This window comes from Trichocoleus sp. ST-U1 (assembly GCF_039961835.1).
GTDB lineage: Bacteria > Cyanobacteriota > Cyanobacteriia > Cyanobacteriales > FACHB-T130 > FACHB-T130.
In genome coordinates this window covers 134,930-147,771 of the sequence record NZ_JAMPJZ010000003.1, presented here as the reverse complement: position 1 = coordinate 147,771, position 12,842 = coordinate 134,930, and the positions used below count along the sequence as shown (strand labels likewise).

Below are 12,842 nucleotides of genomic sequence, written 5' to 3'. Positions count from 1 at the left end.
AAAACCACAACTCCAATCGTGCCGCGTCCAGCCTCTGGGTCATCCACCAGCTCTTTTTCCGCTACCACCCCAGCGGCTTCTTTAATAAAATTCTCGCTCCGCTCTTGCAGCCACTCTTGCAAGCGAATCTCGATCATCGGATTGTAAATCGGAACCTGCAATTCCCGCACGAGTTCTGCCGACCCGTAATCTGATAGCACGCGATCGGGTGAAGCTTGTAAAGCTTGGGCCAGATCGATGGGATGTTGAATGCGGGATACATTAATCACGCCACTCAAGCGCTGAAATGCCCCATCCATCAGGGAGGCACTCATGCGAATTTGACCATCTGATTGCAGTACCGAACCTGTTCCCGCATTAAAGCGGGGATCGTCCTCCATCAAGTGGCAACCATGTACCACTGCTGCTTGGGCAGTTGCTCCTGCCAAAAGCAGGGTATAAACTTCTTCCACGACTTTGTAGAGTGATTTGCGGACTGCGTCAGCCCCCTCTTGACTTTTGAGGGCGCTACCGGCACCACCGTGAATAATCACCTTGGGTTGCACCTGATTGAGTGACATATTTCAATCCTTTGTAATTTTTAATAAATACCAAGACTCAGCCTTGATTTCAGATTTTAGATTTGTGATGTTTTCAATCCAGTATCGAAAATCTAAAAATTGGGCTTTTACGCGGACTCATTGGCTTGGTTGCGGCGGCGGCGACAGCGCTCCGAACAGTATTTCACATCATCCCAACAATCAGCCCATTTTTTGCGCCAGGTAAAGGGACGCTGACATACCGGGCAAATTTTGCTGGGTAAGTCGGACTTGGATCGAACGCGCTTCATGTTAATTTGACGGTACATTACCAATATTCAATTTTACGAAATAGATCGGAAGTCAGGTAATTATGTCCGCCCATAGAGAGATGCGCTTTTAGACTATTTTATTCTTTTTACTTATGGATGAGACTAGATTAGCTAAGGTGCGGATTGTATTGGTAGAGCCAGCAGGCCCGCTGAACGTAGGTTCTGTGGCTCGCGCGATGAAAAATATGGGGTTGCGGCAGTTGGTACTGGTGAATCCCCAATGCGATCGCCTCTCGAAAGAAGCAACGGATATGGCAGTTCATGCCATAGACATCCTGGAATCGGCTCAGGTAGTCGCGACGATCCCAGAGGCATTACAAGGGTGCGTGAAAGCGATCGCCACCACTACCCGCTCCCGAACGTTAGACACGCCGCTAGAAAATCCCAGAATCGCTTTACCTTGGTTGCTGGAAGAACCGCTGCCATCAGCCTTGCTCTTTGGCCCAGAAGATCGCGGGTTAAGTAATCTGGAATTAAACTATGCTCAGCGATTTGTACGCATTACCACGAATCCGGAGTATCCTTCATTAAATCTGGCTCAAGCAGTTGGGATTTGTTGTTACGAGCTTTACCAAAATTGGTCAGCACTCAGCAGTCAGTCGCAAACTACTGACAATCAACAGTACGGGCATGGCAGTACCGTGCCTCTCCCAACTGAAAACCCACAACTGACCATTGACCCTGCCTCATTAGAAGTTTTGGAGGGGTATTATCAACAGATGGAAGCCGTGTTATTAAAAATGGGTTATCTCTATCCCCACACCGCCAGCAGCCGTATGGAAAAATTCCGGCGTCTGTTCAATCGAGCCAATCCCAGCAAAGCAGAAGTGGCAATGCTCCGAGGCATTTTCAGCCAGATGGACTGGGCGCTACAATTTTTGCCACATTCTGTTGCTAATGAACCAGAACAGCAAGACGCACCATAAAATAAGCAAAAGTTGCTAGGAACGTTAACGTTAACGCTCTTTTGTCCGTTAGCGGTGTTGCGATACGCAAAAGCATTCGTTCCCTGATGCAAGTGATAGACCCTGGAAAAGTAAAGCCAAGGCTTAGCCGGTACAGTGGTTAGTCACTCTTTTTAACAGCTAACAATTAACAATAACCATAGTGGTGGAGGAGTTAGGAGTGACTCAGCAGTCTGAAACTCAGTCAGTTGTGTCAGCGGTATCAGGAGGAAGTACGTTTAAAGATAATGGGCAAAGCCCAAATAGTTCATCCTCACCGAACCAACACAATCGTTCTGACATCCGCGAACGTCGGCGGGAGCAACAAAAAAGACAACCCGCGTCGCGGAATCGACGCGACGCACTCAAAACGACACCCTTGAGCGTGAGCCGTGAAGTGGCTGCGACGCCGCGAGGAAAGAATCAAAGTTCAGCAAGGATGGGTTTCGGTTTGAAAAATGCGCCCCTAGACACAGAACAAAAAAAATCTTCCCCGTCCCTACGTACTCGAAACTCCTCCCGCGCCAGTCTGTCACTGCGACAGGTGCAGTCAAATTCTGCTCCCAATCGTTCCTTAAGATCCACCACGCCAATGAGGAAATCACTCTCGCGATTCGCTTCCGATGTGAATCAGGGAAGGCAAGGGATAGAAGCACCTGCACCCCAAACAAGCCGCCGCGATCGCTCGCGTCAAGGCGGTTCAATCCCCAATCAAAGTCTGCGCGAGGCAGTGCGCCCTTACCCCGTCCCGTCACAGGGGAATGTGAGGCGCTTCCAGAAACGCCCTCCTGCCCAGCCAGCCCAGCCCACAGGCACGCATAAGAGCGGGGGAACTTTACCTCAGCGCCGGACGCGATCGCCCGGACGCCCGGTTTCTCCCTGGCTGTACGGTGCCCGTCTGCTCATCTTGGGAGTGGGAATTGGTGCGATCGCGGGAACTGTTTTATCTGCTTGGGACCCGGCAACCCGCCAGCTAGCAGGCGCTGCTAACAAGGAGTCTCTCCATCAGCAGTCAGCAGTCGGGGCGATTGGTCAAGCGCCGGGACAAAAATCACCAGCTCAAGCTGACGCGGCGATGGGTACGGCGGCGGGTACTTCCGTTCTGACGCTGAATCAAGAAATCCCAGCGCTGAAAGCACACGTACAGGCGCTGGTGACACAAAATTCCAAATTAAATCCAGGCGTCTTTTTAGTAGAGTTGGAGACGGGTGCCTATCTCGACTTTTCGGGTAGCGAAATCTTCCCAGCTGCTAGCACCATTAAAGTGCCAATTCTCGTCGCCTTTTTCCAAGATGTGGATGCTGGAAAAATTCGTCTGGATGAACCGTTAACGTTAGAGAAAAATCTGATGGGTTCTGGTTCCGGCGATTTGCAGTACAAAAAGCCAGGGACAAAGTACACCGCCCTAGAGGTGGCAACTAAGATGATTGCGATTAGTGACAACACCGCTACCAATATGCTGATTCAGCGTTTGGGCGGTGCTGAGGCGCTGAATCAGCGGTTCCAATCTTGGGGATTGACGTCAACTGTTATCCACAACGCCCTACCGGACTTGGAAGGAACGAACACTACGAGTCCTAAGGAGTTGGCGACAGTGATGGCAATGGTCAATCAAGGCAATGTGGTCTCGGTGCCATCGCGCGATCGCATCTTGCATATCATGCAACAAACGGTGACAGATTCGTTGCTGCCACGGGGACTGGGGAAAGGCGCTAACATCGCCCACAAAACCGGCGATATTGGCTCTCTAATCGCGGACGTTGGCTTGATTGATATGCCCACTGGCAAGCGCTACATTGCCGCTGTGATGGTGCAACGCCCCCACAATGACGCTAAGGCATCAGAGTTGATTCGCCAGATATCTCGTACCGCTTATCAACACTTCAACCAACCGGCGACACCACCCAGTTCGACGGAAGCGCCTTCAGGCATCTCTAGCCCAATTCCCAAGCCGATTACGGCGGGAAATCCTACCAGTTTTATTAATTAGCTGAAGTTAAGCACAGTGGTGAAAATAAACTGAATTTGTTGGGGCTGGTAATGGGTAATTGATAATCGGAAATTGTCAATAGTTAGCGATTAATTGCAACTGACCACCGACTTTGAGGGAAGCACAGTTTGTTGTGCTTCCCTCAAAGTCTTAATTGCCTTTTTTACATGAAAAATGTAGTCATGTTTAACTAGGTTTCGTAGGGATAGATAAAAGAGCGATCGCTCTGAAGAATTACCGCTTTTTCACCGGACACTCTTCTTAATTTATCTGTGTCGCTCTAACCGCTCAATCACAATATCTTTCCCTATCATATAAAGGATTAATGAAAATAAAAGAAATTGCCCAAATTGTAAAACTGGATCTAAACGCCAACCTTGCAAAAATAAAATTATCCCGGAAATTAGCAGCAAACTTCTTATAATTACAGATACAAATTTATCTAATTTTAAAACTGATGCACTCAAGTTATTTGTTCGTCTGGATTCTGCCCCTTTAATTAAAATTAGGTAGGTTATAGCCAGAATAATATATAGTAGTCCTAAAATCGATGATGAATTTAAACCAAAATTTATCATTTCATTAACTCCTTTCCGATTTTAAATAAAATCACTATAAATATCTTTGGCAATTATGCAAATAATCATCCCTGTTAAAAGAAATTGCTCAAACTGAAGGATTGGATCTAAACGCCAACCTTGAGAAAATAAAATAAAGCCACACGAAAACATTATTATTGGTAAAAAAACGATTTGAATAACATAAAGAATTAGGAACAAAGCACTCGTCTGTCTTGAACGTTTAATCATTAGAATTATAGCCATTATCGGGTAAATTAAACCGATAATCCAATACATTAAACCGAGTAATGAGGCTAAATTTAAACCGTAGTTAACCATTAAGCGCACTCCTTTTTAAGGAAAAACTAAAATAAACTACGTCAGATTTGGCTGAAGCTTAATATATCTTATTGCTAAAAATAGCCACTAGAAGTAATCCGATTTGAGGTGTGAGATGCTAGCCCTTAAGATTCCCGACTTCGAGAAAGAAGTCGGGGATCTCTTATTCACGAATCATTTAGGATTGCTATAGAAGCGATCGCATCTACATACGAATGATGAATAATTCCGAAACAAAATCCTGGGAAGAAGTCCGCATCGCCTTCAAACAAATCTGGGGATATGATGATTTTCGACCTCCACAAGGAGAAATTATTCGCAGCTTGTTGCAAAAGCAAGATGCCCTAATTGTGATGCCAACGGGCGGGGGAAAGTCGATTTGTTTTCAACTCCCGGCGCTACTGCAAACGGGACTAACGTTAGTGATTTCGCCCTTGGTAGCGCTAATGGAAAATCAAGTGCAGGAATTGCGCGATCGCAAGTTACCCGCTGCCTTGTTGCATAGCGAAGTGCCGACTCACCAGCGACGGCAAACGCTGCAAACTCTCGAACATTTGAGATTATTGTACTTATCCCCAGAAACGCTGCTGAGTTCCCAAGTTTGGGAAAAGTTGTGTCAACCAAAACTAAAAATTAACGGCTTAATTCTCGATGAAGCGCATTGCTTAGTGCAGTGGGGAGAGACATTTCGACCAACTTATCGACGGCTGGGAGCGGTGCGACCGGCGCTGCTAAAATTAAAGCCATCTGGGACAAAAATTGCGATCGCTGCTTTCACTGCCACTGCCGATCCCGCAGCGCAGCAAACCATCCAACAAGTCTTACAACTCCAACAGCCAGCGGTTTTCAAAAATAGCCCCTATCGGCAAAATCTACACCTGAAAGTGCAAACCATTTGGACACCTAGAGGACGCCGCCAAGGGTTATTGAAGTTTATTCAGGAAAGACCCAAACAAGCAGGGTTAGTCTACGTCCGCACCAGGCGAGATAGCGAAGAATTAACTCAGTTACTTAGCGATCGCGGTTATGCAACCGCAGCTTATCACGCGGGGTTGAGTCCAGAGGAACGGCGCTCAATTGAAGCAAGCTGGCTGAGCGATAAAATGCCTTTTGTAGTGTGTACCTGCGCCTTCGGGATGGGGATTAACAAAAGCAATGTTAGATGGGTAGTTCATTTTCACTCGCCTTTACTACTTTCCGAGTACGTGCAGGAAGTAGGGAGAGCTGGACGAGATGGTAAATTATCTGAAGCTTTAACCTTGGTGAGCGAACGGACGGGGTGGCTGAACCCGGAGGATAAGCAAAGACGGGAATTTTTTGCGGGAAAGATGCGATCGCAATATCAAGAAGCTCAGCAACTCGCATCCAAACTCCCACCAAAAGGGGAAGTAACCGCCGTAACCAAACAGTTTCGAGACGGTGCTATAGCGCTTGCTCTCCTCCACAGTGCTGGACAATTGGAGTGGCAAGATCCCTTCAATTATGTTCGGCGTTCGGTTGGAAAATCTCGCTCTTTTGGGGAACTCAGTAGCCAGCAGCAGCAAGTTCAGTCCCAGATGGCTCAATACCTGAACACACGACAGTGCCGTTGGCAGTTTTTGTTACAGGCTTTTGGCTTCACCCAAGAGGCATCTGGCTGGCGGTGCGGACACTGCGATAATTGCGCTCGACGTTAATCTTCGGAGTCCATATCAGTCGTTAACCCGCTGCGAGCAACGTTGAAGATGAAGTAGGTTTTCACTTCGGAATGGAGCCATGTTTATTCAAACTCATCGCTTGCTGCTGCGGGAATTTACGGAAGCCGACTGGTCTGCCGTTTTAGCTTATCAATCCACGCCAGCATATCAACGCTTTTATCCAGAGGTCGGGCGCACTGAGGCAGACGCTCGCGCCTTCGTTAATCGCTTCCTCCAGTGGCAGCAGGAAACGCCCCGATGGAGGTATCAATGGGCAGTCGTCCGGAGACAGGACGGACTGATTGGTAATTGCGGTATTCGCAAAAGCGATCGCGATGCCTCAGAAGCAGAAATTGGGTGTGAATTGGCTCCCGAACACTGGGGGCGAAATTATCCTGTTGAAATGAGTCGTCCGCTACTGCAATTTGGCTTTACAGAGCTTGGACTGCATCGCATTTATGCACACTGTATTGCTGAAAATAGAGGGGCGGTGTCATTGGTGCAGAAGCTTGGGATGACCCAAGAAGGTCGGTTGCGAGAGAATGTCAGCATCCGGGGACGGTGGCATGACACGCTCGTATACGGCATCTTGAAGCAGGAATGGGAGGCGATGGTTGAATAACACCGGAACACGGACTAAGTTAAACTTTTTGACGCAAAAGTCTTTTCTTTCTTCTTCATGGCTAGAGCCAAGGGCTGGAAACCGTGTCTGCTGAGGATGCCAACTTCTTTTTTACTGAGTCCTCAGTCCTCACTCCTCAGTCCTCACTCCTCACTCCTCACTCCTCACTCCTCAGTCCTCAGTCCTCACTCCTCACTCCTCAGTCCTCAGTCCTCACTCCTCAGTCCTCAGTCCTCAGTCCTCACTCCTCACTCCTCAGTCCTCAGTCCTCACTCCTCAGTCCTCACTCCTCAGTCCTCACTCCTCAGCCCTCACTCCTCAGCCCTCACTCCTGAAGACTTTTTCGCTCAAAAGGCAAAAGGCAAAAGTAAAAATTTACTTTTGCCTTTTATAGACCCTAGACTTTAGTTGAGCGACGACGAGAGGGCTTATTGTCTCGCCTCTCCCGATCTTGGCGACGGCGATCGCGCCATTCTATCAGCGTCAGATAGATAATGCCCCCAGAAACCACCGTTAACAGGGCGAAGGTAGAAAAAGCCAGAACAGTCAGAACAGAAGTTTCCACAATGCTTTTAGAAGCCGTTACGACCCCAAATGACCATTGAAATCGACCAAGTAAACAAAACCAAAACTGAAACCCAACCGAGACTCAAAATATCCATAGTTGTATGTAAAGATAAGTGCCCAATAATCACTCCAGCGCCTATCATAATTCAATTTGAGGCATCTATGGCAGACCTCGGCGAATGACGAGGTTGCCAAAAAAACCTTTAACTGAACTAGGAGCGATTTTCACAGGATATTGCACGAGATGGTTGATCGGCTTGAGCGAATAGAATCTATCAAGGCAGGAACTGTTGCTGCTTTGTCTTTTTTCCTGGGTTATGGCATTGCTACCCTGAGCAATATTCTCGTGCTGTCGGAGCAGTTTGAGACACTCGCCAATCTGAAAGTCACGAATGGCGTTCACTTTCTAGTGAGTATGGCGATCGCTCTTTTGAGCGGTTTTCTGTTTGGCGTCACCTACCGCTATATTATTCGAGAAGACCCCAATCCACACCTCAGGACTGGCGCAGTGTTTGCCTTTGGGTTGGTGCGGGGATTAGGGCAAGTGGAGGCTGGGTTAAATTTCCCCGATGCCTTCTGGTCGTTTGGGATTCTAGGAGGAGAGAGTATTTTGCTATTTGCGATCGCTCGTCTCCTCCTCGACTGGACAATTCAGCTAGGCTGGGTAAAACCGTTTAAGTCAAGCTAAATTCCGCAAACTCTGGTTGCCCATACATCATATTTCGGTCAACCGCTGAGAGGATTTTCTGGTTCGCAGCATCAGAATTAAGACACTGGCAAGTCAACTGCGCGACATCCGCGCGATGAATCGTCCCCGCAACTCGCGGATCTTCCGTCAAAACGCCATTGCCAGTTGCTGGTTCAGACTTCAATCCGCCGGGGCGGATAATAGTGTAAGTCAGTCCGCTGTCAATCAGATACTTCTCGGCTTTCTCCTTTTCAATTAACACTGGCTTCAGCGTTTCTAAAGCTTGTGGAGGGATAGCCCCGACACTATCTCCACTTCCAATCGAAGAAATGAGAATAAACTTTTTTACCCCTGCTTTCACAGCAGCGTCAATAAGATTTTTGTTCCCCAAAAAATCAGCTCTTTCGCCGTCTTTGGGTAAACCGCCGATGGTGCTAATCGCAGCATGAATCGATTCATCTCCTAAGATTGCCTGCTCAACTTCGGCAACGTTTAAAGCATCTCCCATCACCCCTTTAATTCCCATCGCTTCCAATTCGGCAGCAGATGCTGGCGAGCGCAGTAGTGCCTTCACCTTCTGGTTTTCCTGTATTAAGTAGTTGGCAATTTCTCGACCCACGCCCCGACTTGCACCCGCCAGAAAAATATAGGATTCACTTGTCATCTTAAAATTCTTACCGTCATAACTTGTATTTCATATTTTGCCGTAATTGTGACAAATAAGAAATGTGAAATTCCTAAACATTTTCTGCAATTTTGTAGTTTTAATGTTTATTTTTTAATCTTTTCCTCGCGCTCATCACCAGCCAAGATTGAGCTTCACAGGGCAATCCTGGGGGACGATAGTAGTGGTGGAGAATCTCAAAATCAGCTTGTTCTAGACAGGGTGCCAAAGTTTCATATTCCCACCCAGAAACAAAGCGATAGCCGGTTGGACGAACGCTATAGCCTTCGCTATCTCCACGACAAATAGAAATAATAATTGCACCGCCAGGAACCAGCGCTTGATGCAAATCCTTCAGCACTTTCACCATTTGGGAATGAGGAACGTGAAGTAGCGATGCATTCGCAAAAATCCCATCAAAGGTTTCTGGCGGCAGATCGAGATTGAAAAACGACTGCTGCCAAACCTCACAATCCGCAGCCTGTCGTGCCATTTCCACAAACGCAGGCGTTGCATCCAAGCCAATCACAGTATGCCCTTGGCGTTTGAATGCCAGCAAATCTCGTCCGGGACCACAGCCTAGATCGAGGATTTTACCCGGATTTTTAGGCATCGCCGCTACCAAGGCATCACGATTTTGGGAAACATCGTGATCCCAAGTGCCCTCCCGAAACGATTCTGCTGTCGCTTGGTACTCCGCAATTGTCAGTTGCTCGTGTTCCTGCATCCTTCGCCTTGCTCAAACCTAATAGAATCTTACTATTCTCTATTTCCTCGTATTCTCTCTACCTCTGTGGTTTAAATTATGTTTCCTGGAGAAGTATTCGCCAACACCGCTGATTTTGACACTGGGATTCGCCATCTGTTGCCACGCTATGACGAAATGCTAGATGCGATTGCCCTTTGTCTACCCTCTACAACCAAAGCTGTCCTAGAACTCGGCTGCGGCACCGGCGAACTCAGTTTAAAGATCCTCAAGCGTTGTCCTGATGCCCAACTGGTTGCTGTAGATTACTCTCCTCGGATGATTCAGTTTGCACAAAAGAAAATCCACGCAGCAGGCTATGCAGAAAGGTGGACGGGAATTGAAGCCGACTTCGGAGATTGGGCGAATCATGCGCTGGAACTGGGAGAAAGCTTTGATGCCTGTGTCTCATCCTTGGCAATTCACCATCTCAGCGATGAAATGAAGTTGAAATTATTTCAGCGGATTGGTGAAAGCCTCAATCCAGGCGGCGTCTTTTGGAACGCAGATCCCATCCTGCCGGAATCACCAGTGATGCAGGAAATTTACCAAACGGCGCGGGAAGAATGGACATTGCAGCAAGGAACAACGCTGGCAGAAATTCGCGACAAAATTGGTAAGAGCAATCCTCAAGGTTACTCTAGTCAAGATCAATTAGCGACTCTAACCTCCCACTTAAAAATGCTGACAAATTCTGGGTTTACTACAGTGGCTATTCCTTGGAAATATTACGGTTTAGCCGTATTTGGCGGCTTTGTAGGATAAGCTTTTAACCCCAATTTATGGTTGGAAATACTTATCTAACTCTGTCAACGGTAGTAATCCCAATCCTACTGCTGTAATGCTTGAGTGCCTTTCTTTGCCAAAATTGCTGAGGATAGGGCTGAACGTTTACTTAAGGAAAATAGGTAAGGAAATTTTATCTTTTTTGTTAGCTCATACAACAGGATTGGTAATATTAGACTAAAAATAGTTACCAGAATGATATGTAAAACCACATGATTGATGTGAAGACCTTTTTGGAGGAATATTCGAGTCGCTCCCATTGCTAACATATGAGCTAAATAAATGGGCATCGATAAAAAACCCAGGTAGCGAATAATATCTAATTTTTTTCTTTCTGCCAAGTAAAAGGATATTCCTAAAGTAAAGATGATTCCTCCAGATGCCATAAAAAATCTAGTTCCTGGTTGTTCGCTTAAACCAAATTGTAAAAGTGTCATTTGAAAGATGACAAATATCAGCGCGATCGCGCTGATTTGTTGCTTGTTCAATTTATACAAGGTACTCGGAATGTTTCTCAAGTCGTTGTGCAACCAGCGTGCCACAATTGCCCCAATGACGAAAAACACAAACATACTCATGAATTTAGTCAGAATTTCGCTAGGCGCATAGGGATTTAGCAAGTAAATTAAAATAGAAAGAGAAAACAATACATATAAATTGATAAATTTTTGAGCGATCGCAAAGACTAAATAAGACGCAAATAAAACATATAAGAACCAAAGAGTAATTAAAGGAATGGGGTTAAAAGCCATGTAAAATGGTAAATCTTTAAACTGCAATTTAATGGGATTATTCGTGTAGGTTGACATCAAAACCAAAATACTACCTTGGATAACAGACCAAAGTAAGTAGGGATACACAATTGTATTGAATTTATCCCCCCAGAATTTCTTGTTACCCTTCAATAAGCTTTTTTCTACAAATAAACCGGAAAGAAAAAAGAAAAGTGGCATATGAAAGCTAGAAATAAAATTAAAAGAATAATCATGAAATAAATCATGCATTCCCATTCCAGCATTTTTTAAATTGGTCAAAACATGGACATAGACAACTAAAATGATGCCAATGCCTTTGGCATAATCAATCCAGTCAAGTCTAGTGCATGATAACGGTTCCGGCTTGCTTGGTAAAATTTGTAATTCTTCGACAGGCTTCATAATCTTGGTAGTTCCCCTTAATTGCCGTGCTGCATAATTCATGGAACCAGCAATGCCTGTTTTATAAAGTCAAGGATATGGCTTCCGTAAAGACTACAGAAATCCGATATTCCGTTGTCATGCTACGTGCAACTTCTTTGCAAGTTCCGCAGCGAGTCAGACGAAAAAAATCAACCCTCAGCTAGATTCGGGCAGACACACCTTCAGGTAGCAGCACTTCTAAACTACTATCTTCATCTGGACAGTAGAGCGAGGTCAGCCCTAAGATAGATTTTTTTGTGAAGAAAGTATGTAGTCTATACCGGAGAATGATTTAATAAACACTCCCAGCCAGTACCCTCGTATCCAAAATGGAAGCTTTCGGGATGCAGAATTTCGGCTAAGATTTCCAGGGAATCTACCAAACGGGGGCCGGGACGGTTGAAGTAGGCGTTGCCATCGGTGATGTAAACCCTGCCGGTTTGTACCGCTTGTAAGCTTTGCCATTCGGGATGTTGGAGTAGCGGCATTGCCTCAGCACGAGTGCGGTTTAAATCGAAGCCACAGGGCATGAAGATAATGGCAGTCGGGTTAGAGGTTGCGATCGCTTCCCACTTCAACCAAGGAGAATGTTCGCCCTCAACACTGAACAGAGATTGACCTCCAGCCATTTTGACTAATTCGGGAATCCAATTTCCTGCTGCCATTAGAGGATCGATCCACTCGATACAGGCAACTGTAGGACGGGCGCTGTCAGGAAGTGCTTGCGTCTTTTGCACGCAAGCGTCGATGCGAGACTGTAAACCAGCTAGCACAGGTGGCGCTGCGACACCCAAGGCATCAGCGACTCGTTGAATATCTGCCCAGACATCGCTTAAAAAATTAGGCTGTAAGGAAATAATCTGTGGCTGAGAGTGCGTAAGCGTAGCAACTGCTTGCTCGACTTCACCGAGGCTAACGGCGCAGACTTCACACTGAGCTTGAGTCAAAATGTGGGTGGGTTGCAGCTGTTCGAGAACGTCGGTTTTGACTTGGTAAACACTCAGAGCAGATTGCAACAAATCTGTAACGCGATCGTGAATTTCCGGACTGGTGCCTTCGGGGTTAAATTTGGGCTGGGTGCAGACGGGCAAATTTTGGATTTCTGGCGGATAGTCGCATTCATGCGATCGCCCGACAATCGCATTCGTTAGCCCCAGGATCGCTAAAATTTCGGTAGCGCTGGGAATCAGAGAGACAATTTTTAGGTTTGAGTGAGTCACTTATCCAACTCCT

17 protein-coding genes are annotated in these 12,842 nt (G+C 46.5%); 7 read left to right on the top strand and 10 right to left on the bottom strand.

Features of this window, described 5'->3' with window-relative positions; all coding sequences use genetic code 11:
• Positions 1-560: isoaspartyl peptidase/L-asparaginase (locus tag NDA06_RS02790; RefSeq protein ID WP_348251679.1), on the bottom strand; the 560-nt coding region annotated here is incomplete at its 3' end.
• Positions 561-667: 107 nt separating this feature from the next.
• Positions 668-829 (bottom strand): DUF2256 domain-containing protein, encoded by a 162-nt coding sequence (locus NDA06_RS02785; protein ID WP_190414705.1) that lies wholly within the window; start codon positions 827-829, stop codon positions 668-670.
• Between the two features lie 113 nt (positions 830-942).
• Between NDA06_RS02785 and NDA06_RS02780 the strand changes: the two genes are divergently transcribed.
• Together NDA06_RS02780 and NDA06_RS02775 are read left to right on the top strand one after the other, a co-directional pair.
• Positions 943-1,776, top strand: coding sequence for an RNA methyltransferase (locus NDA06_RS02780; protein WP_190984878.1), 834 nt, complete (start codon positions 943-945; stop codon positions 1,774-1,776).
• Between the two features lie 199 nt (positions 1,777-1,975).
• Complete coding sequence (locus tag NDA06_RS02775) at positions 1,976-3,784, top strand: serine hydrolase (protein WP_347277002.1); 1,809 nt, start codon at positions 1,976-1,978, stop codon at positions 3,782-3,784.
• A gap of 266 nt (positions 3,785-4,050) precedes the next feature.
• Here NDA06_RS02775 and NDA06_RS02770 read toward each other — a convergent pair whose 3' ends face one another.
• Both NDA06_RS02770 and NDA06_RS02765 read right to left on the bottom strand, forming a co-directional pair.
• Positions 4,051-4,362 carry a Ycf66 family protein gene (locus NDA06_RS02770; protein ID WP_190984877.1) on the bottom strand — a complete coding sequence of 104 codons (312 nt, stop codon included), beginning with the start codon at positions 4,360-4,362 and terminating at the stop codon, positions 4,051-4,053.
• Between the two features lie 21 nt (positions 4,363-4,383).
• On the bottom strand, positions 4,384-4,683 hold the full coding sequence (locus NDA06_RS02765; RefSeq protein ID WP_190984876.1) for a Ycf66 family protein: 300 nt from the start codon (positions 4,681-4,683) through the stop codon (positions 4,384-4,386).
• A 218-nt stretch (positions 4,684-4,901) separates the two neighbouring features.
• On the opposite strand from NDA06_RS02765, the gene NDA06_RS02760 reads away from it, so the two are divergent.
• The 3 genes from NDA06_RS02760 to NDA06_RS02750 all read left to right on the top strand — a co-directional run bounded on the left by NDA06_RS02760 (position 4,902) and on the right by NDA06_RS02750 (position 7,316).
• A complete protein-coding gene (locus NDA06_RS02760) occupies positions 4,902-6,359 on the top strand; it encodes an ATP-dependent DNA helicase RecQ (protein WP_190984912.1) in 1,458 nt (485 codons plus the stop codon).
• Positions 6,360-6,438: 79 nt separating this feature from the next.
• Positions 6,439-6,981: a GNAT family N-acetyltransferase gene (locus NDA06_RS02755; RefSeq protein WP_190984875.1), complete on the top strand. Its 543-nt coding sequence runs from the start codon at positions 6,439-6,441 to the stop codon at positions 6,979-6,981.
• Between the two features lie 83 nt (positions 6,982-7,064).
• Complete coding sequence (locus tag NDA06_RS02750) at positions 7,065-7,316, top strand: hypothetical protein (protein ID WP_348251678.1); 252 nt, start codon at positions 7,065-7,067, stop codon at positions 7,314-7,316.
• Between the two features lie 62 nt (positions 7,317-7,378).
• Here NDA06_RS02750 and NDA06_RS02745 read toward each other — a convergent pair whose 3' ends face one another.
• Both NDA06_RS02745 and petN read right to left on the bottom strand, forming a co-directional pair.
• Positions 7,379-7,546 (bottom strand): hypothetical protein, encoded by a 168-nt coding sequence (locus tag NDA06_RS02745; protein WP_190686262.1) that lies wholly within the window; start codon positions 7,544-7,546, stop codon positions 7,379-7,381.
• A 7-nt stretch (positions 7,547-7,553) separates the two neighbouring features.
• Positions 7,554-7,643 (bottom strand): cytochrome b6-f complex subunit PetN, encoded by a 90-nt coding sequence (gene petN, locus NDA06_RS02740; RefSeq protein WP_190430645.1) that lies wholly within the window; start codon positions 7,641-7,643, stop codon positions 7,554-7,556.
• Between the two features lie 149 nt (positions 7,644-7,792).
• Between petN and NDA06_RS02735 the strand changes: the two genes are divergently transcribed.
• The gene (locus tag NDA06_RS02735) at positions 7,793-8,236 is read left to right on the top strand and encodes a hypothetical protein (protein ID WP_190414713.1); all 444 of its coding nucleotides are present in this window, start codon (positions 7,793-7,795) and stop codon (positions 8,234-8,236) included.
• Here NDA06_RS02735 and NDA06_RS02730 read toward each other — a convergent pair.
• Together NDA06_RS02730 and NDA06_RS02725 are read right to left on the bottom strand one after the other, a co-directional pair.
• Positions 8,223-8,900: an SDR family oxidoreductase gene (locus NDA06_RS02730; protein ID WP_190984873.1), complete on the bottom strand. Its 678-nt coding sequence runs from the start codon at positions 8,898-8,900 to the stop codon at positions 8,223-8,225. The genes NDA06_RS02735 and NDA06_RS02730 overlap by 14 nt on opposite strands.
• 100 nt (positions 8,901-9,000) lie before the next feature.
• Entirely contained in the window at positions 9,001-9,627 is a 627-nt protein-coding gene (locus tag NDA06_RS02725; RefSeq protein ID WP_190984872.1) for a class I SAM-dependent methyltransferase, read from the bottom strand.
• A gap of 78 nt (positions 9,628-9,705) precedes the next feature.
• Here NDA06_RS02725 and NDA06_RS02720 point away from each other — a divergent pair, with 78 nt between their 5' ends.
• Positions 9,706-10,410 (top strand): class I SAM-dependent methyltransferase, encoded by a 705-nt coding sequence (locus NDA06_RS02720; protein ID WP_190984871.1) that lies wholly within the window; start codon positions 9,706-9,708, stop codon positions 10,408-10,410.
• Positions 10,411-10,475: 65 nt separating this feature from the next.
• Here NDA06_RS02720 and NDA06_RS02715 read toward each other — a convergent pair whose 3' ends face one another.
• Entirely contained in the window at positions 10,476-11,588 is a 1,113-nt protein-coding gene (locus NDA06_RS02715) for an acyltransferase (RefSeq protein WP_190984870.1), read from the bottom strand.
• Between the two features lie 296 nt (positions 11,589-11,884).
• Positions 11,885-12,829, bottom strand: coding sequence for an ABC transporter substrate-binding protein (locus tag NDA06_RS02710; RefSeq protein ID WP_190984869.1), 945 nt, complete (start codon positions 12,827-12,829; stop codon positions 11,885-11,887).
• Positions 12,830-12,842: the final 13 nt, after the last annotated feature.